Raw genomic sequence first — 25,590 nt, forward strand, 5'->3', positions numbered from 1 at the left:
GCGCGGTAATAGGTAATAGGTAATAGGTAATAGGAAAACCATTTTTCACGCTATAATGCCCATTCTTTCGGCTTTTCATGGGAAGGCACTCTCAAGGAAAATTTCGATTACTGTACCTCATAACATCGAAAAGTGCTGTATTACTGGAAAAGCGAACACCAAATAGATTCCCATTAGCACTAGCGGTATTGAGGTCTTGTCCTGAGAAATTGAAGAATAAGTCTCCCCAACTCACCTGACTTACTGCCAAGTTTTATCACTGAACTGGGAAGAAGTCATTGATAAAACGAATCCTGAAGATCGTACAGGAATCTGGATACCCAACCTTCGTTGTCGGAGAGTCTGGGGTCGAGAAATTCTCACGACTGAAGTGCTAAATTATCTTAAAGATCCTCAACAGCCCTTAATTTTATCATTGAACGGCACGGCAGGCTATGGAAAAACAGAGGCAGCTTGTCAAATTGCCCAGACAGCCCTCGAACAGAATCTTTTCGCTGAGGTTCTTTGGGTAACCGCTAGGCAAAGTGAATTTGTTGATGGAACCCTTAGCCAAACCAATCAGGACGACACTTTAACTTGGAACCAGTTTATTAATCAGATAGCCCATCAACTAAGTTGTACTCAGCAGAAAGTTCAGGAAAAATTAAGAGAGAAAAAAACACTTGTGGTTTTGGATAATGCTGAGACATCAAATATTGAAGAAATCCTACCTCGGTTGGTCAAAATGCTTAATCCTAGTCGAGCTTTGCTAACCAGTCGTATTGAAAAGAAAGTTCCCTATCTAGGATTGAAGCATGTTCCAGGATTAGAACAAAGATGGTCTTATGCCCTTTTGCAAGATGAGGCAAAGAATAATAATATTTCTGCTTTGTTAAATGCTAGCGAACGCAATTTACAAAGAATATATGAATTATCTTGTGGCGCACCGCTAGCCTTGCATTTTATCGTCGGACGTGTTTGGTATGATGAAGATTTAGAACCGGTTTTGTCTTCCTTAGAAGAAGCGAGTGGAGAAGTGGAAAACTTCTATAAGTTTTCTCTAGAAACTGCATGGAAACATTTGAATGATTCAGCTAAAAATGTATTGCGTTATATGGGTCAACAAGCGGATGCTGGTATAACTTTAGATGAATTATTAGGAACTCAAAAAATCGAGCGGTCAGATTGGTGTGTAGCGAAACGGGAGTTAAAGCAGTGGTATTTGATTCAAAATGTCACAGATGTTGAAGGGAATTATCGCTATGACTTGCATCCTTGGGTTAGGAGAAGCTTGAGAAGTGGCTTAGTGGATAACTGGCAACCCGATTTACAAGAGTTAGAAAATATTGCTCAGTGGAAACTGGGTATCAATTGGTAAGGTTAATCTTTTATTTAAGGAGTAAAGAGACATGTCTTCCATAGACATACATATTTTAGAAGAAAGAAAGAACTTGTTTAATTTGCTCCGAAGTTTAGAGGAAAAGTGTTTACTAGAAAATGAAGATAGGGAACGAGCATTTTCTGTTTTCATGAAAGTTTGGGATGCGCTGACAGATCCTTTGTTCGAGTATGGCTATTGGCATGATTTTAATGATTTTAGTAATGTGGTCATCAGAGTCGCACAAAAGCTGAACAAGGTGCCAGAAGAAGCACAGGCACTGAATGAAATTGGATGGGTTAACATGGAGTGGGGAAACTTTGAGGTTGCGGAAAATAATTTTCTCCAAGCATTGCAAAGGTACGAATCCTTGAAAGATACTCAGAAGCAGTGTAGAACTTTACGTTATTTGGGCGTTTTGTATTCTCAGAAGCAACAAATAGAAATGGCATTGAATTACTATGGAAATGCTTTGAGTATAGCGATTGAAGAACGAACAAAAATATATCGGGAAGATCGAGATCTTTGGAATCTTTGGACTTGTTCAGAAGCAGAGTTACATAATCTCTTGGGGATATATTATCTCAATGAAAATGAGTTAGCTAGTAGCTGCCGAGAACTGAGCTTGTCAATAGATCTTTTAGGTTCTATTGACGATCCATCTTACGAATATTACTTAACCGATCCTCTGATTAATTCGGGGCAATGGTATTTTGTGCAACAAGATCATGAGAATGCCAAAAAGTATTATCAAGAGTCGATCGATCTTAGTAGAAAGATTAACCGAACTGATACGATCGCAAGAGGTTTACTGGCTTTGGCCAAAGTAGCTGAAGCTGAAGGTGATAAGATTGAGGCAATTGAATTGGCAACACAGGCAGAACGGGCGGCTGGTATTGAAATTCCTTTAACTAGAGAAGAGGCAGCCTGTTTTAAGGAGAAAATTTTGGCACAAAAGATAGAATAGTCTGCGATCGCGCAGAGAATATGTGCTGGTAATGGGTAAAGATAGGATATGAATCAAGAAGAATTTGAACAAGTCTACAGTAAATTAACCCATCGCCGTCAACAAGTCCTCAACGGTATTCTTTCCGGTGAGGCAGACGCGAAGATCGCAGAGGCTCTCGGCATTGGCGAACCTGCTATCCGCAAGCATGTGGAGCGCATTGTCGATCAATTCGGTTTAGCCAATTCTGAGTCACAGAACGGACAGCGCCGCTCCAAGCGCTCCGATCTTGTTTCCCTGGTGGATCGATATAAGCCCGAACTACTGAAAACCCCATTACCCCGTCAAAATGAAGGGGATGACAGTATCCTAGATCGACTGCAAGAGATCCAGCCTATTGAGGCTATTCACAAGAATCTAGAACTGAAACTGCGACTCTGGCAAGACAGTAGTGATAGGAGCCAAAAGAAGCAAATCGGCGATCGCCTCAAAAATACCGGATACGAGACCTATATGCAAGGTGACTTCCCAGGAACCGTATTCTACCTGCAATGGGCGCTCAAATTCGAGATCGACTCTCCCGCAGTCCACTACAACCTGGCTTCAGCCTATGAAAAACTCAGCGACTTTCCCAACGCCTACCATCACTATAATCAAGCAGCTCAAGCCGAAACTCATGCTGCCCATGCTGCCATCAGCAACCTCTCCCGCCTAGACATTTTGAGCCATAATCCAGATACTGCCATTCAACGCATTACTCCCATCCTCGACCAAGTGAAAAATCAAGCCGTTCTATCTACGCTCTATAAAAACCTAGGATGGGCTTACTTCCTGAAAAAAGACCTGTCCCAAGCCGAAACCTGGCTACGAAAATCTGTAGAATTAAATAGCGATCGCGCCGCTCCCCACTGTCTCCTGGCTCAAGTCCTCGAAGCCCAAGACAAACCTACAGAAGCCAGCCAGTCTTGGCAAAAATGTCTAGACTGTGACTCCCATCAAACCCGTTCTATCCATTCTCCCTGGCGATCGCCAGAACTTGACCTTTGGCAGCTAGAAGCTCGGCAACATCTAGACACCAACCTAGATACTCATTCCTTAATCCAAGGATTACACACAGACTCTGAACCCATATCTCTACCCCACTAAGCAATGAATAATGAACAATGAGTCAGGGAGATTGTGGCAGATGAACATTCAGACACCAGATTGGGTAAAACACGCCGTTTTCTACCAAATTTTTCCCGATCGCCTCGCCAAAGGCAACCCACCTCCAGGCACAACTTATCCCCATCTTCCCCTCGAACCCTGGGACTCTCCCCCAACCGGGCAAGGCTATAAGGGGGGAAACCTTTGGGGGGTGATTGAAACCCTGGATTATTTACAAGATTTGGGCATTACCGCCATTTACTTTACCCCCATCTTTCAATCCGCTTGTAATCACCGCTACCATACCCATGACTATTATCAAGTCGATCCCATGTTGGGCGGAAATCCAGCCTTTTTTGCCCTTCTCGAAGCTGCCCATCAGCGGCAGATTAAAATTGTCTTAGATGGAGTCTTTAATCATGCCAGTCGTGGCTTTTTCTACTTCAATGACATCCTAGAAAATGGCCCCCATTCCCCTTGGGTAGACTGGTTTAAAATCCAAGATTGGCCCCTATCAGCCTATGATGGCAGTAAACCCGCCAACTATATCGGTTGGGCAAATAATCGTGCCTTACCCGAATTTAATCACCAGAATCCAGACATGCGAGAATATATTATGCAAATTGCCGAATATTGGATTCGCTTAGGAGTCGATGGTTGGCGATTAGATGTACCCTTTTGTATTAACGTGGAAGGCTTTTGGCAAGAATTTAGGCAACGAGTCAAAGCCATTAACCCAGAAGCCTATATTGTCGGCGAAATTTGGACAAATGCCCTGCAATGGCTTGATGGAACCCAGTTTGATGGAGTCATGAACTATTTATTTACTGCTCCAACGATCGCCTTTACTGCTGGCGATCGCGTCAATCTCGATCTGGTCCGTAATTCTGCCTATGAACCCTATCCTGCCCTTGATGCTGCCGGTTATGCCAGTAAAATCGAATCCTTACTGCATCTCTATGACTGGGAAATTCAACTGGCGCAACTCAATCTCCTCGATTCCCATGATACCGCCCGCTTAGTCACCATCGCTCAAGGCGATCGCCCCAGCGTCGAATTAGCCACTCTCCTACTCATGACCTTCCCTGGAGCGCCTAGCATCTATTATGGCGACGAAATCGGATTAGAAGGAGCGATCGATCCGGACTGTCGGCGCAGTTTTCCCTCTCCAGAAAAGCGCAGTCTCTCCAGCGATGCAGAGCATCAGCCAAACATCCTCAGCTACCATCGCCAACTCATTGCCCTCAGACACCAGTATCGCGCCCTACGAGTCGGAACCTATCACATTATTTTTGCTCAAGGACTCGTTTATATCTTCGCCCGTCAAGAAACCGATCAAACCCTGATGATCGCCCTCAATGCAGGAGAAGAAGCTATTACCGTGCGCTGTTTTCCCAGGAACTTAAATCACATCCCCAAAACCCTAGTTTATGGGCAAGCAGAAATCGAATGGTCAGACAATGGAGATCTCCAGCTCCAACTTCCCCCTCGCCAAGGTTGTATTCTTGCACCCATGGATTGACACGGGGAACGGGGACACGGAGCATAGAGAAGATGGGCAGGATGCTCGCACGCCTCTATTGCCTATTGCCTATTGCCTATTGCCTATTGTCCTCTTAACCTTCCTTGAAGAGAGATTAATCTTAAGCTGTTACCCTAGGTGAGAATAGACGTTCTTAGCCAGCAATATTCTATGAACTCAAGTCTCTCTCGAACCAAAGTCGTTGCTACCATCGGCCCTGCCAGCAATAAGCTAGAAGTGCTGCGAGAATTAGTCCAAGCAGGAATGAGAGTTGCTCGTCTTAATTTCTCCCATGGAAGTTATGACGATCATGCTAAAGTCGTCTCGCGACTGCGACAAGTTTCCGAAGAATTAGATATTCCAGTGACCTTATTGCAAGATTTGCAGGGGCCCAAAATTCGGGTGGGACGATTTCCCGAAGGTGAACTAGACCTAATTCCAGGAGCATCGGTTACCTTGGTTCCCGAAGCTGAATATAACGGCCAAGAACAAACCATCCCCATTGATTATCCCTTTTTAGCCGAAGAAGCTCAATCGGGGGCACAGGTTTTGCTCGATGATGGTTTATTAGAACTCAAGATTATGTCCATCCAGGGCAACCAAGTAGAATGTAAGGTAATCGAAGGAGGTATCCTGAAAAATCGCAAAGGGGTGAATTTGCCCTCTTTAAGTCTGCGTTTGCCTTCCATGACAGAGAAAGATAAACAGGATTTAATCTTTGGGTTAGACCAAGGAATTGATTGGGTTTCCCTGAGTTTTGTTCGTAGTGCTGAGGATATTATCACGCTCAGAGAATTTCTGCATGAACATAAAGCTGACCATGTTCAGGTGATGGCTAAAATTGAAAAACCCCAAGCTGTTGAAAATTTAGAAGCCATTATGCAGCAATGTGATGGTTTGATGGTGGCACGGGGAGATTTAGGCGTAGAAATGAGTCCAGAGCGCGTTCCCAAGTTGCAAAAGCGGATTATCCAATTGTGTAATCAACAGGGAGTTCCGGTGATTACCGCCACCCAAATGTTAGATAGCATGATTCGCAATCCTCGGCCGACTCGTGCGGAAGCTTCGGATGTAGCCAATGCAATTATGGATGGTACGGATGCAGTGATGCTCTCAGGAGAATCTGCGGTGGGTGCATATCCAGTGAAAGCCGTGGAAATGTTGGTCAGAATTGCTCGGGATACCGAAAAGGAAGCTGAATTTGTTAATTATCCACCAGCAGAAATTGATGAAACCCATGCCTTAAGTGAAGCTCTGAATACAATTGATAAGATCCTGGATCTGCGCTGTATTGCCTGTTTTACGACGAGTGGTTATACAGCAACTCTGGCGGCAGCGGAACGTCCTAAAGCGCCTGTAGTCGCATTTACTCCCCGCGATCGCGTTTATCATCGCTTAAACTTAGTCTGGGGAGTAAAACCCATGTTGTTGGAAAATCCAGAAGACTCTTTGGAGCAATTAATTCTGCAAATTAATGAGCAACTATTAGCTAAAAATTTAGCCGCTCCAGGGGATAAAATCTTGGTCTTAGGTGGCTCTCCCGTACAGAAAATTCGTGGGACTAATTTTATCAAGATTCACCGGATTCAGGGATAGTTGGCTGGCTGGTAATGGGTAATTGGTCACCTCCTCTCCCCTAGCAATACCTTCGCCATTTTCCCGTAGGTTGGCCTTCACTAGGTTTAACAAGGGGCTGGGGGCCCCTTGCCTCCTGACGATTGGCGAAGGTATTCCCCTAGTGAAGAGGGGTTTGGGGAGAAGAAGACTTAACCCTTACAACGAAACCGGAATAAACCGATTGTTTAACTGACCCGGAGTCGTGCGTTCCACAACACCCAGATATAACCCATTAAACAGAATTGCCGTATCCGATCCCGTCTGCAACAATTGGATATTCCCTTGATTCAGCCCATCGGTTAATCCAATCAGGTCAAATCCATTACCGAAGTCCCGAACCCGGTCAGCTTGGAAGACTGTAGTCACCGCACCACTGGCCGGTAAAACAAATACATCATTACTAGCGCCACCACTGAGTAAGTCTCTACCGGCTCCTCCTTCCAGGTAATCATTTCCGAAATCTCCATTCAGGTTATCATTACCGGTACTGCCACGCAGGGTGTCATTATCTTGACCACCAAAGAGGAAATCATTCCCGGCTGAACCCAAGAGGGAATCATTACCCTGGTTACCGTTAATGAAATCATTGCCAGGACTACCAATCACAATATCATTGCCTTGTAGGGCAGAAATACTGCGGATATTTAACACGCCCATGTCAATATTGTCATTACCGGGAGTTGCCCTTCCTGTTCCCGGTGAGGGAGAAGGTGCAGGACTCGGAGCCGGTGGTGGAGTTGGAGCAGGAGAGGGTGAGGGGAATCCTGGGAAAGTTGGGAAACTGGGGAAGGCGGGGAAACTGGGGAAACCCGGAGAGGGAGAAGGTGCAGGAGTTGGAGAAGGAGTCAAACCAGGGCGATTGGTATCGTTATCCAGAACGGTCAGTGTTACTGGGTTAATGGTTAAATTACCGTAATCTGTATCGGTAGAGGTAACTGAGAAGTTAATCCTGCTGCTGTGGTTTCCTTCCACAATGCGGTCATCAAAGCCAGTAATGCTAACCGTTTGCGCCTGATTAAAGTTATTTGGCGTAAACGTCAGCACTTGAGGGGTTACCAAGCTTTGTACATCCGGTTGAACCCTAATCACCACATTGGCACTCGGCCGACTTTGTAAAGAAGCGGTATATTGAATCGATGCCCCATCTTCACTGATTGTAGTTGAGCCACTGCTGGGATTAAAGTTCAAGCCAACTCGATCAATATCGTTATTAATCACCGCCACATTTTGTACGGGTACATTATTAAACCGTTGATCTGTACTAACCGTAGGCGTACTTAGAATCGTATAGGCTTGATTACCATCGACTATACCATCGGGAACCCCTCGAACTGTTATCCTTTGACGAACATTAAAGTTTTGGGCATTAAATACCAGGGAAGCATTTTCAGCAAAGGTTTGCCCATCCGCAGAAATCAAGCCTTCTCCTGTATCAGAGGTTCTAAAGTCAATCTGTACATTGGCCCGAGGCGCTTCACTAGTAGAGAGCACTACATCAAAAGTAGCCGTTGTTGCCTCTTCAGATGTCCTCAGACCCGTAACAGGGGTCACATTCACACCAAAGGTATCAATATCTAGGTTAAGGACATTAAATTCATTGGTTGTGGGTTGCCGTCCGCTATAGTTGGGGTCACTACTTTGGGCTGGGGAAACCGTCACCACGTAAGATTGGTTTCCGTCGATGATTGCATCGGGAACCCCAAGAATTTGTACGGTTTGCAGTTGAGTGGCATTTTGTGGCGTAAATGTCAGACTGGCAGGAACTGCCCTCCCTTCTGTGGTATCACTAATTGTAATCGGGACAACCACATTGCTGGTAGGAATACTGCCTAATCGGGCAGAGAGATTAAACCCTGTACCATTTTCACTAGTCGTTAGTTCTCCACTGGGAACCGTTACAAAGATATCGGGTTGATCGTTATCTAAGATATTGGCAGTGAGGGTACTGCGCTGATTTCCCTGTTGGGTGAGGGGGGTATCGTTCACCAGGATGGCATTAGTGTTGTTAAACTGTCCATCTTGGCTAGTCACCGAGAGTTGTAATTGTCCTGTGTGGTTCCCTTCTTGGACTCGGTCATCAACTGCCCCCACGGTCACGGTTTGAGGATTACTCCAGAGATTTCGGGGATCAGTAGGACTAAAGGTTAGAGTAAAGGGGGTATTTCCTAAAGCGTTGCCATTTGCACCAACGGTGAGTTGGGAATCTGGCGAGGAAACCACTTGCACTGTCGTATTCGGAGCCGGTTGTTGAGCCAATCGGATAGTGTAGGTATTAGTATTTCCATTTTCAGACACGAGTAAACCCCTTGTCCTATTCGGTTGCTGGTTTTCCTCAACCAATACTCGGGTGTCGTTATCCGTGACATTGGCTGTCACTGAGGGAACGAAGATATTGTTATAGTTAGGGTCACCACTAACGGTTTGGAAACTAATGGTACTCTGGTGTGCTCCTTCTACATCCCCATCATTAACAGCAATCACTTGTACCACTTGGGGACGATTCCAGTTTTGTTGCGTGAAGGTGACGGTATTGGGGGCAATGGTGGATTCGTTATCAGGAGTCAGACGAATTGTAACTGGAGCAGTGGGGCGGGTGGATAGTTCTAGGCCGATAAAATCAGTTACGCCACCTTCTACCAGGTTTACACTGCCTCCAAATTCAGTAACAATTACCCCTTCAAAGGAGAATTTCGTAACAAATGCATCGGGTTCATTAGCCACATTGAGAGTGCCAATTCGAGTTCTCGACCCAGGTACCCTATTGGCAAAGAAGTCAATACTCCGTGCTGGACTGGGATCGCCAGTTTGATATCCAGGAGTTAAGACTTCAAATGTCCCAGGAGGCGGCAACTGGGGATTACGGTTATTATTGAGGTTACTCGAAACCGTCTGTCCAGTGGTATAAGCAGCACCTGCTGAATCTACTGCAATTCCATAGCCATAATCATCTCCATCTCCTCCATAAAATGAAGAGTAAATTACCCCAGAGGCATCCCGATTGAGTTTGGTTAAGAAAGCATCTGTTCGACCACCAGCAAAATTTGCCTGTTCTGCATTTCTAATGGGGAAAGGATTCGCACTGTTTTCTCTGGACGTGGTTGTCCCCACAACATAAGCTTGTCCTGCCTCGTCTACACCAATACTCGACGCAGTTAGCGGTAAGAAAGCAACCCCTTCATTACCACTGCCGCCTAAGAATGTAGAGTAGGCTAAGGATGTGCCATCAGGGTTAAACTTAGTGACAAAGGAATCAAACTGCCCTCCTTGATAGTTAGATTGGAACGTGGGTTGGGCAAAGTTGCGAATTTGTCCCGACTGGAGATTCCGGCCCGTAGGGAAGTCAGGGGAGGGAGTAATACCTGTCAGATAGGCGGCACCTGCATCGTCAACCACAATACCACCGGCAACATCTCCACCACCCCCACCAAGGTAGGAGAAATAGACTTGTTGGGTGGCATTGGCGTTAATTTTAGAGACAAATACATCACTAGAGCCAACTAAGTTCGTTTGATAAGCTCCGGAGGTCGCTAAACCAGTTGATTGGGTGGTTCCCGAAATATAGGCATTACCTGTACTGTCAATATCAATGCCAATGCCTTCTTCAAATCCAGGACCCCCCACATAGGTAAAATAAACTAACTGAGTCCCTGTCGCATTCACCTTAGCAATAAAGGCATCACTACCATTAGTGGCATTAGTATTTTGTTGGAACACTCCAGCGGTTCCCAGTCCAGTTGATGTGGTTTGTCCGGTAACATAGGCTGCTCCATTAGGATCTACAACAATGCTAGATCCTCGCTCAAAACCACTACCGCCGAGATAAGACGCATAGTCAATCTGGGTTCCAGTAGGATTGAGTTTGAGAACAAAAGCGTCTTGGGAACCTCCAGCGAAGGGTTGGAAGGGGGTTGTAGTACGCCCTTCTTGTGCTGGAAAGTCTGAAGATTCCGTTTCACCAACAATATAGGCATTCCCTGCCCGATCTACAGCAATATCATTTGCCCGGTCTTTATCTGCTCCTCCAATATAGGTAGAGTACACTAAGCTGCCATCACTATTAATTTTGGAGATAAAGGCTTCTCGAACATCATTACCGGCACTCGGATCAGGTAGAGGGCGAGTGAAAGGGTCTAGTACGTCTTCAGGTGGTTTTCTAGGAAAGTTAACGGAGAAGGTTTCCCCAGTAACGTAAGCCGCTCCAAACTGGTCTACAGTAATAGCATAACCAGCATCTTCCGCAGGTACAGGAGCCGTAACATTCGTAGCATTAGCAACATAGGTTCCATTCTGGAAGGTTACTGTAGCGATTTCTGTGTTGGTAATGGTACTAGGGGGATTGGGAGGAACTCCTGGAATAGTCTGGGTTGTGGTTCGGGTTTCTAACCGGAAATCATTGAAGGGTTGGACATCTAGTGAAACAACTGAACTTCCGCCCAAGTAGTTGGAGTATTCCAGGATGGGGTCAAGGACTAATTCATGGTTGGGGTCATAACTGCCGACTTCAAAGCCAACTTGATTATCGCCGAGAAGTTTGTAGGCAACATCGACATCGATTTGCTGACCGTCAATAATTTGATAGGCGATGGGGGATTTCTCAGTTAGTTCTCCGGTGTCGGTAATCAGAGCAAGGGAGCCATCTTCGCGAATTTCAATATCATTGACGTTCTCGTACTCGATTGCGATTGTGTCAACACTGACACCAGGAGCGACGTAGATATCGCGTTTAACTTGTCCGCTTTCACCAGAATATTTAACGTCAACGCCATCATAGACTCCTTCATACTTTACTCCCTCGAATGTGGCGATGTTGGTGCGCCATTTGGAGGGGTCATTCCCAATGAAGAAGTTGGCAATACCAGGGAGTTGTTCCCATCCCCTAATCTCGGCATTGGGGTTGGAGCCAACAAAGTTAGCCCGAATGACATCATCACCATTGGCGACGACGATTTCTTCTTGAGTAAAGAAAACTTCGCCCACGTCTCCATCCCGGACATGGAAGGATACGGAGTCATCGACCTGTCCATCATTCTGGATGAAGCTCAGGGGCCGTTGTCCAGTGAATTGTGCCCTAGCTTCGGGAGAAACGGGCGCGTTGAGCGCTTGTGAAGCTAGGAGTACGTCGTTTTGTGCTGTTTGTGGAATGTTTGATGGTAGTTGACTATTAATTCCCATGTTGTCCTCACCCCATACCTCTTATACAGAACTAACTATAGCAAAGCTTACCCATGGTTTTGATCTTTCTTGTCAATCCCGTGAGTTTGTTCCGATCATAGCTTGGGGATGGAGAGAATGGGAGGATGAGGAAGTGGTGGGTAGGGGAATGGGGAAATGCGGGAATAGACTATTGCCCCAATTTTCAGTTTCTAACTTTTAATTTTTAATCGATCTAATGGATGGTAGAAGGTAGATAATAAAATATTGATGGTTTAAGAGATAAATGCTTGTTGCGTTTGATTAAGTAAGTTTGAGTTGTTTTTTGGGGCGTTCTTGACTTTTGTTTTTCTTAAGATTTAGACTAAAAAAAGTCTGAATTACTTTTAGTTGGTTGGCTTAGAGGGATCTTGGGTTACAGGACTTTCAGTAAGGGAATCGAAGTAAAATTTTTTTGTTATCGAGATTACAGCACGCTGTACCATACGTTACAGAATATTAGAAATAGCGGATTTTTGAGAGATTTTTGTTAGGCTTTTATGACTTAAAAAACGTTTTTCTTAGTGGGAGTTCAATAAAGTATAAAAATGGTAAATTTTCGACATATTTTTTATTAGAGGCTGAGGTAACATTCTTGGGGATTAACGGTAGAGTAAAGGTCGAATCTTGTAAATCGAAGGAATCAAGCAAGGATTCACAAAGATTTACAAAGAAGTAACGTCACATGAATTTAAGGAGATTAGATTATGGTTCAAACTCCAATTAAACCGATCGCCACTACCCCATCCGAAACCAATAGCAGAGCGCCCCATCTACGTCCTCCCTACTACGGACTCGACGAACTCGGTTTTCGTAATATCCAACAGGTATATCGAAATCTCGCAGTTCCCAAACTATTGGAACATGCCCTAGCCCGAAAAGAAGGGGTTTTGGCTGCCAATGGTGCATTTTGTGTAGAAACAGGCAAGTATACGGGGCGATCGCCCAATGACCGCTTTATCGTCGATGAACCCTTCATTCACGATGAAGTTCACTGGAACAAGGTCAACGTTGGTTTATCTCCCGAAAAATTTGACCTTCTCCACAGACGGGTTCTCGCTTACATTCAAGGCAAAGACCTCTACATCTTCGACGGTTATATTGGCTCAGATCCCAATTACCGGATGAGCGTGAGAATCATCAACGAACTAGCCTACCAAAATATGTTCGTGCATCAGATGTTCATCCGGCCCACCGCTCAAGAACTAGAAAGTCATCACGCCGACTTCACGATTATTGCTGTTCCTGGTTTACAAGGCGATCCAGGTATTGACGGTATTAATAGTGAAGCTTTTATCGTTGTTAGTTTCGCGAAAAAACTGATCCTCGTTGGCGGTTCCTTCTACGCAGGCGAAATCAAAAAATCCGCCTTCTCCTACATGAACTACTGCATGACCAAGCGCGATGTCCTACCCATGCACTGTAGTGCCAACATGGATGACCAAGGCAACACGGCCCTCTTCTTTGGTCTCTCCGGAACCGGAAAAACTACCCTGTCTGCTGACACCAGCCGTCGCCTAATCGGAGATGATGAACATGGATGGTCTTCTGATGGCATCTTCAACTTTGAGGGTGGATGCTATGCCAAAACCATTCGCCTATCGCGAGAAAAAGAACCGGAAATTTGGGACGCTATCCGCTATGGCTCACTCCTAGAAAACGTCATCCTAGACGAAGAAACCCGCACTCCCGACTATGACGATGGCAGCTTAACCCAAAATACCCGTGGTGCTTACCCCATCAACTATATTCCCAACTGTGTAATTCCGGGTATTGGCGGCCATCCTATAGCCGTTATCTTTTTGACTGCGGATGCCTTTGGAGTCCTGCCCCCCATTTCCAAGCTGACGACTGAGCAAGCCATTTATCACTTTATGTCTGGTTATACCAGCAAGCTGGCAGGAACAGAACGGGGTGTAACGGAACCTGAAGCCACCTTCTCCGCTTGTTTCGGTAAGCCATTCCTACCTCTGTCAGCTACGGTTTATGGGGAAATGCTGGCCAAACGTCTTGAAGAACATAAGGACACGACCTCGGTATACCTGATCAATACCGGATGGACTGGCGGCTCCTATGGTGTCGGTCAACGGTTTGATATTCAAGATACCCGCTATATGGTTTGGGCAGCTTTGAGGGGCGATCTGGATAAGGTGAATTTCAATCCCCACCCGATCTTTAAGATTTTGGTTCCGGAAAGCGTTCCCAATGTCGATCCGAAGATTCTGAACCCGAAAAATACCTGGAGCGATCCAGAAGCTTACGATCGCCAAGCAACCCAGTTAGCCGAGAAGTTTATTGAGAACTTCAAACGCTTCAAGACGGCTGAACCCAAAATTATCGCAGCCGGGCCGAACCTTGATTAGAATCTAGGATCTGATGGGATAGGGAGATGGGGAAGATTGCCTCTTGCCTATTCCCTATTCCCCAAATGCTTAAAACATTCTTGCCATAGCCCAGGTTCAGAAGAGGAAGTGCCAAAGTAGATCGCGGAATGTTGTTTTCCTATCGATTTCGATTACAGGAGTCATGTCAATATGACAGTGAAAGTTGGTATTAATGGATTTGGTCGTATTGGGCGGCTAGTATTTCGGGTGGCAGTTGCCCATCCAGAAATTGAAGTGTGTGGCATTAATGACCTGGTTCCTCCAGAAGGTATTGCCTACTTACTCAAATACGATTCCACCCATGGGCCATTTAAGGGAACGGTCGAAGCCAAAGAAGGGGCGATCGTGGTCAATGGGAAAGAGATCCCTTGTTATTCGGTCAGAAACCCGGCTGAACTGCCTTGGGGCGATATCGGTGTGCAGTTCGTGGTTGAGGCTACTGGATTATTTACCGATTATGAAAAAGCTTCTGCCCACCTGCAAGCAGGCGCAAAACGAGTGGTTATTTCTGCACCCACTAAGGAAAAAGACCCCGACAAAGTCCCCACCCTATTAGTAGGTGTAAATCATCAAACTTACGATCCCTCGAAACATACGGTCGTTTCTAACGCCAGTTGTACCACCAACTGTCTAGCTCCCGTTGCTAAAGTCATTAATGATAACTTTGGCTTGGCAGAGGGCCTAATGACTACCGTTCACGCTATGACTGCGACTCAACCCACCGTTGACGGTCCCAGTCGTAAAGATTTACGCGGCGGACGCAGTGCCACCCAAAATATTATCCCCGCTTCTACTGGAGCGGCTAAAGCGGTTACCCTGGTGTTACCCGAACTTAAAGGCAAGCTCACCGGGATGGCATTTCGGGTTCCGACTCCCGATGTTTCAGTCGTAGACTTAACCTTCAAGACCGAAAAAGCCACTAGCTACGCCGAAATCTGCGAAGCGATGAAGAAAGCTGCCGAAGGTGAAATGAAAGGCGTTTTGAAATACACAGACGATCCAGTCGTTTCGACGGACTTCACCTCCGATCCCCATTCAAGTATTTTTGATGCCGGTGCAGGTATCGAATTAAATGCTAATTTCTTTAAGATTGTTTCCTGGTATGACAATGAGTGGGGTTATTCTAACCGGATGGTAGATTTAATCTTATCCATGGCGGCGAAAGAATAATTCACGGTTTTCCTTCTCTTTTCCTATTGATGCTGTATGGTATAGGGTGAGCGCGTCTCACCCTATTTTTTTCTGTCCTAACTCCACAGCATTAGGGCACAAAAAAGTCTCAACGCCAGAAAAGTGGGCAGGATCTTTTTCTGGAAAATTAATGACGATATCGACAGAACCCCCCAGATGGGAAAGAGAAAGTCCCTGAGTCACTACAGCCGGAGGTTATAATGAACTCTTCGCTGTTGATATGGAGAGGAAACCAGGGTTATGAGCCAGAAACGGATAGGACTATTGTTTGGGGGATGTTCGGGGGAGCATGAAGTCTCCATTGTTTCGGCAAAGGCGATCGCCACAGCGCTGCAAACCGGAGAAAATGGCGATCGCTACCAAGTCATTCCTTTCTATATCCGTAAAGATGGTTACTGGTATGCCCAAGAAACCGCTACTCAAGTCCTAGATTCTGGTACGCCCTTATCCACGGATACCCCACCAGGAAGAAGTTTGTGGGAGTTTCCTTCCCAAGTGAGCGAAATTGACGTTTGGTTTCCCATTCTACACGGCCCGAACGGAGAAGATGGTTCAATTCAAGGCTTGCTGCAACTGATGCAAGTGCCCTATGTGGGTTCTGGCATCGTCGGATCGGCGGTGAGTATGGATAAAATTGCTATGAAAATGGTGTTTGCTCAAGCGGGTTTAGCCCAAGTAAAATATAAGGCAGTGACTCGCGCTCAAGTTTGGTCAAATCCTTGTGTGTTTCCGAAACTCTGCGATGAGATAGAAGCGGAAATAGGGTATCCCGGTTTTGTGAAACCGGCAAATTTGGGGTCTTCGGTGGGTATTGCCAAAGTGCGATCGCGCCAAGAACTCGAAAGCGCCTTAGATAACGCTGCCAGTTATGACCGCCGGATTATCATTGAAGCAGGAGTTACCGCTAGAGAAGTCGAATGTGCCGTACTGGGTAACGACTATCCTAAAGCCTCCGTCATTGGCGAAATCACCTTTGAGAGCGACTTCTACGACTACGAAACTAAATATACCGCTGGAAAAGCCGATTTGCTCATTCCCGCTGACTTACCCTCCGAAGTGAGAGATCGCATCCAAAACATGGCTATCCAAGCCTTCCAAGCCGTAGATGCCTCCGGATTATCTAGAGTAGACTTTTTCTATATCGAGTCTACCCAAGAAGTGTTAATCAACGAAATCAACACCCTACCTGGATTTACCTCCACCAGCATGTACCCCCAACTCTGGGCTAATACGGGCACTCCCTTCCCAGAATTGGTGCATCAGTTGATTGAATTTGCTCTAGAGCGGTAAATAGGGAATAGGCAATGAGGAATAGGCAATAGGACGTTATCCCTGTCTCTCCGCGTCTCTATATCCCCATATCTCCGATTCTCCCTATCCCCCCATCTCCCTATCCCCCCATCTCCCTATCCCCCCATCTCCCTATCCCCCCATCCCATCAGATCTATTTGCGCAAAATTGGGTAAGATGAGTTTCGGACACGAAGCGAGTCGGTCTGGTCAACGTATAGTCAGGGAAGCTATTTATGGTTCATCCACGTAAATCCATTCATCGCTCTACTGGAAAGCAACGGTCAAACCGACTCCAGTTTATTCTGAAACCCCTTCAAAACCATACCCTATTGGTGTGGAGCATTTTAGCCGTGCTGGCGATCGGTATCGGTTATGAAGCTTTGAGTATTCTACTCAATCCTGGGGAGATCGAACCCGAAGAGGCGATCGCAGAAGTCACAGAAGAAGCAGAACCGATAGAAGAGATCGAGGAACCAGAGGTTAACTCTACTGTATCCTGGCTCTGGTTAGGAGCGATCGCCTTGGGATCGGGAGGTCTCTTTGTCCTCTGGAAAAGCCTACAAAATCCCAACGCCCATAAACGAGCATCTCTCAACCGTCGCCAACGTCGCGGAACCCCACTCTTATTAGAAAAACCCCAACCCTTGCGAGTCCAAGTTTCTCAGCGCCAGCCCATCACTCCCTCCAGTCCAGACCAATTTACACCTCAAACAGCCCCTCTTGAGCCTCAAAACCCAGCAGAAGTTATCCCCTCCGCAGAACTCACTTCACCTCCAAATCAACCCCAAAAACCCGTTACCTTTGACGTAAATCCTACTGCCAAACCCTTCCAGCATTCCTCTTTACAAGTTCCCAACTTTCCCAAACTCACCCCAGACATTCCACAGGGATCGACTCCAAAAGTAGTTCGCAAGACTCCCCCCCAAGAGTATCCCGATCGAAATATCCGCAAATCCTCTTAAAAAATAGGGGATAGCTATAGCTAATGACTCATTACGGATTACCCATTACCTCGCATACCGCTATAGAAATTCTACAAATGTATTGTTTTGATCCACTAAAATCTTGATGGGAGACTTAATTGCATCCGTGACTTCAAAGGCTAACAAGGTAATCATATCTCCAGGATGAACCAAATGTGCAGCAGCACCATTGATGCAGATCGCACCGGAGTCCGGTTCTCCTTCAATCACATAGGTTTCTAAACGATTCCCATTGGTATTATCGACTACTAAAACCTTTTCTCCAGGCAACAAATCAGCCTTCTCCATCAGAGTGCGATCGATAGTAATACTGCCGATATAGTTAAGATTAGCTTCAGTCACTGTCGCCCGATGGATTTTGGACTTTAACATGATCCGCATAATAGTTAGATTCCGTTACTTTTTCTTAAGGTGAATGACTATACAAGTCCCTGGATCAAATGATAAACTGCCAGTGAACTAAGGTAAAAAACAGTTTACCCATTACCGATTACCAGCGCCTAGCGCTACGATGGACTATGAGCAAGGGCACGCTATTTGATAAAGTCTGGAACAACCACAAGGTTCGTACACTTCCTTCTGGACAAACTCAACTGTTTATTGGACTGCATCTCATCCATGAAGTTACCAGTCCTCAAGCGTTTGCCATGCTGCGGGAGAGAAATTTACAGGTACTATTTCCCGATCGCACCGTTGCCACGGTCGATCATATAGTGCCCACAGACAACCAGGCTCGACCCTTCGCAGATCCGTTGGCAGAAGAGATGATGCAAGCCTTAGAAACGAGTGTCCAAGAGCATGGGATTCGCTTCTATAATGTGGGTTCGGGTAACCAGGGCATTGTGCATGTGATCGCCCCCGAACAAGGGATGACGCAACCGGGAATGACGATCGCCTGTGGAGATAGCCATACCTCAACTCATGGGGCATTTGGGGCGATCTCCTTTGGTATTGGAACCAGCCAAGTGCGAGATGTGCTAGCCTCCCAAACCTTGGCCCTAGAGAAGCTCAAAGTGCGCCGCATCGAGGTCAATGGAAGCCTGCGTCCGGGGGTTTATGCTAAAGATGCGATCCTTCACATTATCCGCAAATTGGGCGTGAAAGGGGGCGTAGGCTATGCCTATGAGTATGCCGGAACGACCCTAGAACAGATGTCGATGGAAGAGCGGATGACGATCTGCAATATGTCGATTGAAGGAGGGGCACGATGTGGGTATGTAAACCCCGATCGGGTGACGTTTGACTATCTGCAAGGACGGGAGTTTGCCCCCCAAGGAGAAAACTGGGATAAAGCGGTGCAATGGTGGCAAAGTATCCGCTCGGATGCCGATGCTGAGTATGATGATGTGGTGGTGTTCAACGCTGAAGAGATTCCCCCTACGGTGACTTGGGGAATTACACCCGGTCAAGGTATTGGTGTGGATGAAGTGGTTCCGACTCCAGAAAGTCTACCCGATAGCGATCGCCTCTTAGCCCAAGAAGCGTATCAATATATGCAACTTGAACCCGGAAAGGCGATCGCCGGAACCCCCATCGATGTCTGCTTTATCGGGAGTTGTACCAATGGTCGCCTCACTGACCTGCGGGAAGCTGCTAAATTTGCCCAAGGCCATCAAGTCGCCACTCAAGTCAAAGCCTTTGTGGTGCCTGGATCGGAAGTCGTCAAGCAACAAGCCGAAGCAGAAGGCTTAGATAAAATCTTTACCGAAGCCGGGTTTGAATGGCGCAATGCCGGATGTTCCATGTGTTTAGCCATGAACCCCGATAAACTGCAAGGGGATCAAATGAGCGCCTCTTCCTCAAACCGCAACTTTAAAGGTCGTCAGGGGTCTTCGTCTGGTCGCACCTTACTGATGAGTCCCGCAATGGTTGTCGCTGCGGCAATCTCCGGCCAAGTCTCCGACGTGCGGAAGTTGCTGTAAATCAATTAACCTCTAAACCATTACCCAGAGGTCGGGAGGATTTAAAATGCCCCCGATCTTTTTAGTGTCTAAACCTTTACCATAAAAATAGAATGAATTCATAGGCGTTTTCGGTATATTCCTTATAATTGAGGTCACAGGTAACATTAGACCGACTTGTTAATCGAAATGCCAGAGCCTACTGATTTACCACAAAATAATGACTTAAAGGGTCAGAAGCCAATCTCGATTTGGTTTCGCCCGATTAATGTTAAATTTGGTGGTTTAGGAAACGCGATCGCCTCTGGAGCCATTTCCTTGGGATTTGGCGATCGCCAAGGAGTCGTCTCAAGCGGTCTAAGTGCTTTACAAGCGATCGGCTTAAAAGTCAAAGAACCAGGCACGATCGCCTGGTTTTTGGTACAGCACTCTCTGTTGCAAGCGATGTCAGATTTACTGCGAGATTATCGCGCTCAATTGGCACAACAACCGGATTTTCAGCAGCTTGGTGAGCAACTCGATACAGTCATGGAGCAGAGCGACTTTTCCCTGAGTCCAGACTTTTTTGAGCATCCCAAACGGTTACCGATAGTGGAAGCTTGTCAAGCACCCTATAAACAATGGTTACAAGACTGTGGACTCTCCGAACACGAAGCCGATGCGATCGCCTATCGCTTACCTCGATACTTCGTTTTTGCCCTCATTGACCAATGGCGCAGGAACCGGCAAGACTATGTTGTATTGGAGGAAGAATTAGATACTCCGTTTACGAATGCCAGCGATCGCGAACAAGCTTGGTTGAGGTATTCCGCTTGGTTGCAGCGTCGAGCCGATGAACCCATGTTTGCCGAAGCCTTTAGTTTACGGCAGATTTATATCCCCTTGCGCGGATACACCGAGCGCAAGACATCTAAGGATCGAACAGCAGAAGGACTACCTGACATCGGACACAGTAGAAAAGAGGATACCGAGCGCGTTGTCGTAGACTTGTTTACCGCTTTAGACCAGTGGGTGCAAACCTCGGATAAAGATGATGCCGTGCGCGTCATTTGTGGGGGGCCCGGATGTGGTAAATCGTCCTTTTGTAAGATGTTCGCGGATCGCCTGATCAAACAACAGAGAATTCCCGTTCTCTTCATTCCCTTACATCAATTCGATCTCGAACGGGACTTAATTGATGGCGTAGAAGATTTTATCCAAGCTGACCTGGATGGCATTTTACCTCCCAACCCCCTCAACCGCGACCATCCGGAAAAACAGATTCTCATCATCTTTGATGGCTTAGATGAACTCCTGATGCAAGGAAAGTCCCTAACTCAGGCCGTACAAGACTTTGTGCGGGAAGTCCTGCGCAAACTAATCCAGTTTAACCGGAATGAAGCCAGGGTACTGATTCTCATGAGCGGTCGTGAAGTTGTCGTGCAAAACAACCACCGTGAGTTTCGCCAGGAAAAGCAAATATTGCATATGTTGCCCTATGTCTTAACCGAGGAAGAACAGAAACAACGTATATATGTAGGTAGAGAAAAGTTATTAAAGACCGATCTGCGCCAACAGTGGTGGCAAAAATATGGTCAGTTAAAGGCAAAAGGCTATACTGCGCTTCCGGATGAACTTGACCGGGATAACCTAGCTGAGATTACTGCTCAACCTTTACTTAACTATCTGATTGCTCTGAGCTATGGCCGAGGAGGACTGGACTTTTCCAGGCAGAGCAATCTGAATGTTATCTATGAAGACCTGCTGAAACAGGTTTATGAGCGAGACTGGGCAGGGTATCAACATCCCAGTTTAGGAACCATTAGCCAAGGAGACTTTATTCGCATTTTAGAAGAGATTGGTATTGCCTGTTGGCATGGGCATGGTCGCACTGCAACCGTCAAAAGTATTGAAGCGCGGTGTGCATCGGGAATACTCAAGCGTGTCTTAGGCATTTTTCAAGGAGGAGCGCAGGAAGGGGTAACCCGCTTACTAACGGCATTTTACTTTCGGCAAAGTGGCACTCATGGAGGTGATGCCACGTTTGAGTTTACCCACAAGAGCTTTGGAGAATATCTGATTGTCCGTCGCATTGTCCTAGAACTGCGGTTGATGTGCCAGCAGTTAAGCCAAAATCAGGATAATTCAGATATTGGTTGGGATGAAAAGGAATGCTTGCGGCGCTGGGCAATCCTTTGCGGGCCTAGTTATTTCACTACCTATTTACTGACGTTTCTGCGCGATGAAATCAAGTTACAGCCACCAGAAGAAGTAGAACGCTGGCAGGACATGCTCTGTGAGTTGATTGGCTATATGTTGGAAAAAGGAATGCCCATGGAGCAGGTGGAGACTGCACCGCGCTATCTAGACCGGTTGCGATTTGCCCTTCATGCTGAAGAAGTGTTGTTAGCTGCTTTGAGTAGCTGTGCATGGATTACGCAGAAGATATCCCATATTCCCGGAATCCATGAACGGATGTTTGGGATGTGGCTGGGGCGCTTATGTGGTCAACGTTCTAGTGATGCAGATGCTCCGGATAAAATCCCCCTGTTATGTCTAAATCATCTAAATCTGCAAGGCTATGCCTTACATTACAGAGATTTTGTAGGAGCGAATCTTCAGTTTTCCGATCTTAGTAATGCTTATCTGATGCACTCACTCTTGATGAAAGCCGACCTCAGTGAAGCTAACCTCAGTGGATCTAAGCTCAATGGAGCCAATCTAAGTGGAGCTTTCCTGAGTGGAGTCAACCTCAGTGAAGCTGACCTTAGTTATGCTGACTTTAGTTATGCCATCTTCAATAATGCCAACCTCAGTGGAGCCGATCTCCATAGAACTGACCTCACTGATGCCAACCTCAGTGGAGCTGACTTCCGTGGAGCTAATCTTACCGATGCCATCTTGTCACCAGATCTGAGGGAGAGTCTGGAGTGAAGAGGTATAACGTAGATTTAAGGTGCAAGTTGAATTCACTAAATCCTAGGAGTTGGTCTATGTTAGGGCAAGAATTGAAAGAACAAGCTTTGAGGCGATTGTTAGTGCCATTATTGAGTCTTTGCAGAATTCGTCTCACAAAGCCTCCCAAATAAAACGTCAACACAATGACCACGCACGATGTCTTGATGCCAAGCCTTCAATGTTCCTTCATCCATATCCTCTTGCATAAACCTGAAACACGATGTAGCTAAGTACTCAATCTCTTGTTCAAAAGCAATCCAATAGCGATTTTCTTGTTCGGCAACAAATCCGGTAGTATTCGATCCAGCAAAGATATCAACCACCAGATCCCCAGGTTCGGTTAACAGACGAATAAAAAACTCTGGAAGTTTTCCTGGAAACCTGGCTGGGTGAGGTTTTAAACCAAGAGCGTTGCATCCTCTAAGATACTGACTGTTTGACTCAGAGTTGGGAATTTGCAGTAAATTAGAAGGGATTGCTCCTCCGTTATTTTTGCCAAAGCTCGTACTGATATCATGACCGGAGGGGCGCTTTTTAGGATCGTAAAACTTTTCCGGGTCTTCTAAGAGCTTTTTCATTCTTGGACTATATTCTGTCAAAACTTTGGTCACATCTGACTTAGGAAATTCCGATTTACTGAACCACCAAACCGTATTCACTGAATCTTTTGCTCTGATTTTTCTTTTGTTAACCCACTCAATCGGACTGGGAAGCTTTGACGGATTAAACCAGTAAAAATCTTCAGCCAAGAAAAATCCTATCTCATCACAAAAATAAATAGGGATTCTGAAATTGTAGAGGCTCCTAACTGGCTTCCCCTTTTCATAAGCACCCCCTAAATCGAGAACAAAACTACCATCGCTTTTCAATTTTTGATAGACTAATCGCGCAAAATCAGCTAACCAATCAATATATTCACTCTGATTTTTATTTCCGTATTCTTTCTTTCTTTGAAGTGCAAAAGGCGGACTCGTCATTACCAAATTAACACTCTCATCAGGTAGCTTCTTCAGAAGTTCTAAAGAATCACCACAGAATGCTGCACCCTTGTTTGTCCGATAGACTCGACAAGAGTCAAGGCTTTCAAGGTCTATAGGAAAATTAGTCTCTTGGCTAATCAATGCTAATCCTCAATTTGCTACTTATAGTCTGTAGACTCATGGTCATCATTATCTCAAATATGTAGATTATGTCAACCTTGTGCCCTATGTGTCTGTGCCAACGAGTGCTAGAGAGTTATTTGCAAAAAGGCTACGTCAGCTCCGACGATTAAAAGGACTGTCCCAGGAAGCGCTTGCTGATTTAGCAGGACTCCATAGAACCTATGTGGGATCTGTTGAGCGTAGCGAGCGTAATGTATCAATTGACAATATGGAACGCCTGGCAAAAGCGTTAGAGGTTGATATATGTGAACTTTTAAGAGAACCAAAGGACGGACTTCCACCCAGACAAGAAAATTCTTGATGAACTTTTTCCCTATATACAACGCTATCAAGAATTGGCATCAAAACATGGCATTAACGATATCTTCCAAGATAATGGAGGTAAGCTGCTTCAAGTTCTTTTGGTAACAGGTTTAGAAGTTTTACCTGGAAGAGAAGGTAATGACGCGAAAGACTCTAATGGAAACGAGTATGAACTCAAGTCAGTCAACATACAGTTAACGAAAAGTTTTTCTACACACCACCATATCAACCCAGGAATTATTAGGAAGTATAGACAAGTTAATTGGATGTTTGCTGTTTATAGCGGTATTAACTTGTTATCCATTTATCAGCTTACGCCAGCCGATTTAGAGTTCTACTATGAAAAGTGGGAACGCAAATGGCATGATTCAGGTGGAAAAGACCTCAATAATCCAAAGATATCCTTAACCTATGTTAAAACTCATGGACGGTTGATTTACGAGGCTTGATTAGCTTTTTTCAACCAAAGGTTCTTGCTGAGTCGTGCAGTGAATTCCCCCGCCTCCGGCGGCAATATTATCGATGTTGAGCTGTACGATATCATGATCGCCAAACAACTCTTCCAACGTTTCCTTTGCATTGCGATCTGCTTGGCGATCGCCAAATTCAGGGATAATCACCGCACCATTGACCACGTAAAAGTTAATATATCCGGCCGCAAAGTCATCCCAATCATATCCCCCTCTAATTTTTGTTGGCGCTTCCAGAACAACAACTTCTAGCTCATTTCCATCCGCATCTGTTTCTGATTCGAGGATCTCTAAATGCCGTTCGGTTACCTCATGGTCGGGAGAGTCTGGGTTGGGGTCGTACCCAGCAATCACGACTCCAGGACGAGCAAAACGAGCGTAAAAATCCGTATGCCCATCCGTAATATCCGCCCCTCGAATACCGGGAAGCCATATAATTTTACGCAGTCCCAATAAGGCTTTTAATTCCATTTCGCAATCCTCTTTGCTCCAGCCTGGATTGCGATTATCGTTAATAATACAACTTTCCGTCACAATGGCATTGCCCTGACCATCGACTTCGATGCCTCCGCCTTCAAACACCAGTTCTGTGTTGATGATGGGGACTCCGGCTTGTTCGGCAACAAATTCTGCAACTTGGGCATCGCGATCGTGGTACTGTTTATTGCCCCAACCATTAAAATTAAAATCAATTCCTGCTTTTTGACCCTCTTCATCGAGGACAAAAACCGGCCCCGTATCTCTCATCCAGAGGTCGTCTAATTCAGTAACGATTAACTCCACATCCAAGCCACATTTAGCCAAAGCAATCTCATAATCTTCTTCTCGAACTAACATTTTCACCGGCTCGTATTGGGCGATCGCATTGGCAATTCTGGCTAGATCGTCCTGCACATACCGAAAATCTTCCCATCCCCAGATATCTGGGCTGGCACTAAACGCCATCCAAGTACATAAATGAGGTTCGCCTTCATCGGGCATGAAAAAAGAAGAATTGGAACTCATAGAAGGGGTAGGAGTAGGGGAAACTGGAGAACTGACGGCCGAACAACCGGTCATATTTTTTCCCACAGCAATAGAACCAGACAGAGTTGCCATGAGTTGGAGAAAGAAGCGTCTTTTAATCATTGTGTATAAAGCGATCGCCGAAGATGGCGATCGCCAATAGACATCTTTACCGACACGAGA

18 protein-coding genes are annotated in these 25,590 nt (G+C 45.8%); 14 read left to right on the forward strand and 4 right to left on the reverse strand.

Features of this window, described 5'->3' with window-relative positions:
* Nucleotides 1-370 precede the first annotated feature (370 nt).
* The 5 genes from J7545_RS13145 to pyk all read left to right on the forward strand — a co-directional run bounded on the left by J7545_RS13145 (nucleotide 371) and on the right by pyk (nucleotide 6,567).
* Complete coding sequence (locus J7545_RS13145; RefSeq protein WP_318698295.1) at nucleotides 371-1,357, forward strand: NB-ARC domain-containing protein; 987 nt, start codon at nucleotides 371-373, stop codon at nucleotides 1,355-1,357.
* 31 nt (nucleotides 1,358-1,388) lie between these two features.
* Nucleotides 1,389-2,324 carry a tetratricopeptide repeat protein gene (locus J7545_RS13150; RefSeq protein WP_318698296.1) on the forward strand — a complete coding sequence of 312 codons (936 nt, stop codon included), beginning with the start codon at nucleotides 1,389-1,391 and terminating at the stop codon, nucleotides 2,322-2,324.
* A 48-nt stretch (nucleotides 2,325-2,372) separates the two neighbouring features.
* A complete protein-coding gene (locus J7545_RS13155) occupies nucleotides 2,373-3,449 on the forward strand; it encodes a LuxR C-terminal-related transcriptional regulator (RefSeq protein WP_318698297.1) in 1,077 nt (358 codons plus the stop codon).
* Between the two features lie 40 nt (nucleotides 3,450-3,489).
* The gene (locus J7545_RS13160; protein WP_318698298.1) at nucleotides 3,490-4,971 is read left to right on the forward strand and encodes a glycoside hydrolase family 13 protein; all 1,482 of its coding nucleotides are present in this window, start codon (nucleotides 3,490-3,492) and stop codon (nucleotides 4,969-4,971) included.
* A gap of 171 nt (nucleotides 4,972-5,142) precedes the next feature.
* Nucleotides 5,143-6,567, forward strand: a complete 1,425-nt coding sequence (gene pyk, locus J7545_RS13165) for a pyruvate kinase (RefSeq protein ID WP_318698299.1) — start codon at nucleotides 5,143-5,145, stop codon at nucleotides 6,565-6,567.
* Between the two features lie 177 nt (nucleotides 6,568-6,744).
* On the opposite strand, the gene J7545_RS13170 is transcribed toward pyk, so the two are convergent.
* Nucleotides 6,745-11,760, reverse strand: a complete 5,016-nt coding sequence (locus J7545_RS13170) for an SBBP repeat-containing protein (RefSeq protein ID WP_318698300.1) — start codon at nucleotides 11,758-11,760, stop codon at nucleotides 6,745-6,747.
* A gap of 725 nt (nucleotides 11,761-12,485) precedes the next feature.
* Between J7545_RS13170 and pckA the strand changes: the two genes are divergently transcribed.
* The 4 genes from pckA to J7545_RS13190 all read left to right on the forward strand — a co-directional run bounded on the left by pckA (nucleotide 12,486) and on the right by J7545_RS13190 (nucleotide 17,607).
* Nucleotides 12,486-14,141 carry a phosphoenolpyruvate carboxykinase (ATP) gene (gene pckA, locus J7545_RS13175; protein WP_318698301.1) on the forward strand — a complete coding sequence of 552 codons (1,656 nt, stop codon included), beginning with the start codon at nucleotides 12,486-12,488 and terminating at the stop codon, nucleotides 14,139-14,141.
* Nucleotides 14,142-14,312: 171 nt separating this feature from the next.
* Complete coding sequence (gene gap, locus J7545_RS13180) at nucleotides 14,313-15,332, forward strand: type I glyceraldehyde-3-phosphate dehydrogenase (protein WP_318698302.1); 1,020 nt, start codon at nucleotides 14,313-14,315, stop codon at nucleotides 15,330-15,332.
* 261 nt (nucleotides 15,333-15,593) lie between these two features.
* The gene (locus J7545_RS13185; RefSeq protein ID WP_318719655.1) at nucleotides 15,594-16,643 is read left to right on the forward strand and encodes a D-alanine--D-alanine ligase family protein; all 1,050 of its coding nucleotides are present in this window, start codon (nucleotides 15,594-15,596) and stop codon (nucleotides 16,641-16,643) included.
* Between the two features lie 235 nt (nucleotides 16,644-16,878).
* Nucleotides 16,879-17,607: a hypothetical protein gene (locus J7545_RS13190; RefSeq protein ID WP_318698425.1), complete on the forward strand. Its 729-nt coding sequence runs from the start codon at nucleotides 16,879-16,881 to the stop codon at nucleotides 17,605-17,607.
* A 60-nt stretch (nucleotides 17,608-17,667) separates the two neighbouring features.
* Here the strand turns inward: J7545_RS13190 and panD are convergent, their stop codons facing one another.
* Nucleotides 17,668-18,012, reverse strand: coding sequence for an aspartate 1-decarboxylase (panD, locus tag J7545_RS13195; protein ID WP_413038645.1), 345 nt, complete (start codon nucleotides 18,010-18,012; stop codon nucleotides 17,668-17,670).
* 134 nt (nucleotides 18,013-18,146) lie between these two features.
* Between panD and leuC the strand changes: the two genes are divergently transcribed.
* Nucleotides 18,147-19,550: a 3-isopropylmalate dehydratase large subunit gene (leuC, locus tag J7545_RS13200; protein WP_318698423.1), complete on the forward strand. Its 1,404-nt coding sequence runs from the start codon at nucleotides 18,147-18,149 to the stop codon at nucleotides 19,548-19,550.
* Nucleotides 19,551-19,718: 168 nt separating this feature from the next.
* Nucleotides 19,719-22,442, forward strand: coding sequence for a pentapeptide repeat-containing protein (locus tag J7545_RS13205; RefSeq protein WP_318698422.1), 2,724 nt, complete (start codon nucleotides 19,719-19,721; stop codon nucleotides 22,440-22,442).
* Between the two features lie 110 nt (nucleotides 22,443-22,552).
* Here the strand turns inward: J7545_RS13205 and J7545_RS13210 are convergent, their stop codons facing one another.
* Nucleotides 22,553-23,560 (reverse strand): DNA-methyltransferase, encoded by a 1,008-nt coding sequence (locus J7545_RS13210; protein ID WP_413038644.1) that lies wholly within the window; start codon nucleotides 23,558-23,560, stop codon nucleotides 22,553-22,555.
* A gap of 121 nt (nucleotides 23,561-23,681) precedes the next feature.
* Between J7545_RS13210 and J7545_RS13215 the strand changes: the two genes are divergently transcribed.
* Together J7545_RS13215 and J7545_RS13220 are read left to right on the forward strand one after the other, a co-directional pair.
* The gene (locus J7545_RS13215; RefSeq protein WP_318719664.1) at nucleotides 23,682-23,930 is read left to right on the forward strand and encodes a helix-turn-helix transcriptional regulator; all 249 of its coding nucleotides are present in this window, start codon (nucleotides 23,682-23,684) and stop codon (nucleotides 23,928-23,930) included.
* 34 nt (nucleotides 23,931-23,964) lie between these two features.
* Nucleotides 23,965-24,381 (forward strand): restriction endonuclease, encoded by a 417-nt coding sequence (locus tag J7545_RS13220; protein WP_413038642.1) that lies wholly within the window; start codon nucleotides 23,965-23,967, stop codon nucleotides 24,379-24,381.
* Here the strand turns inward: J7545_RS13220 and J7545_RS13225 are convergent, their stop codons facing one another.
* Nucleotides 24,382-25,461: an agmatine deiminase family protein gene (locus tag J7545_RS13225; RefSeq protein WP_413038643.1), complete on the reverse strand. Its 1,080-nt coding sequence runs from the start codon at nucleotides 25,459-25,461 to the stop codon at nucleotides 24,382-24,384.
* Between J7545_RS13225 and J7545_RS13230 the strand changes: the two genes are divergently transcribed.
* On the forward strand, nucleotides 25,382-25,570 hold the full coding sequence (locus J7545_RS13230) for a hypothetical protein (protein ID WP_318719657.1): 189 nt from the start codon (nucleotides 25,382-25,384) through the stop codon (nucleotides 25,568-25,570). The two genes, J7545_RS13225 and J7545_RS13230, sit on opposite strands and share 80 nt — an antisense overlap.
* Nucleotides 25,571-25,590 lie beyond the last annotated feature (20 nt).

The sequence above is a fragment of the Roseofilum sp. SBFL genome (assembly GCF_017746885.1).
Taxonomy (GTDB): Bacteria; Cyanobacteriota; Cyanobacteriia; order Cyanobacteriales; family Desertifilaceae; genus Roseofilum.

Bases quoted from the DNA above. Each gene is read 5' to 3' on its own strand.
- J7545_RS13160 (WP_318698298.1), top strand. From the start codon at position 3,490: ATGAACATTCAGACACCAGATTGGGTAAAACACGCCGTTTTCTACCAA.
- J7545_RS13225 (WP_413038643.1), bottom strand. From the start codon at position 25,461: ATGACCGGTTGTTCGGCCGTCAGTTCTCCAGTTTCCCCTACTCCTACC.
- J7545_RS13170 (WP_318698300.1), bottom strand. From the start codon at position 11,760: ATGGGAATTAATAGTCAACTACCATCAAACATTCCACAAACAGCACAA.
- pyk (WP_318698299.1), top strand. From the start codon at position 5,143: ATGAACTCAAGTCTCTCTCGAACCAAAGTCGTTGCTACCATCGGCCCT.
- leuC (WP_318698423.1), top strand. From the start codon at position 18,147: ATGAGCAAGGGCACGCTATTTGATAAAGTCTGGAACAACCACAAGGTT.
- J7545_RS13150 (WP_318698296.1), top strand. From the start codon at position 1,389: ATGTCTTCCATAGACATACATATTTTAGAAGAAAGAAAGAACTTGTTT.
- pckA (WP_318698301.1), top strand. From the start codon at position 12,486: ATGGTTCAAACTCCAATTAAACCGATCGCCACTACCCCATCCGAAACC.
- J7545_RS13185 (WP_318719655.1), top strand. From the start codon at position 15,594: ATGAGCCAGAAACGGATAGGACTATTGTTTGGGGGATGTTCGGGGGAG.
- J7545_RS13155 (WP_318698297.1), top strand. From the start codon at position 2,373: ATGAATCAAGAAGAATTTGAACAAGTCTACAGTAAATTAACCCATCGC.
- J7545_RS13230 (WP_318719657.1), top strand. From the start codon at position 25,382: ATGAAAAAAGAAGAATTGGAACTCATAGAAGGGGTAGGAGTAGGGGAA.
- J7545_RS13190 (WP_318698425.1), top strand. From the start codon at position 16,879: ATGGTTCATCCACGTAAATCCATTCATCGCTCTACTGGAAAGCAACGG.
- gap (WP_318698302.1), top strand. From the start codon at position 14,313: ATGACAGTGAAAGTTGGTATTAATGGATTTGGTCGTATTGGGCGGCTA.
- J7545_RS13205 (WP_318698422.1), top strand. From the start codon at position 19,719: ATGCCAGAGCCTACTGATTTACCACAAAATAATGACTTAAAGGGTCAG.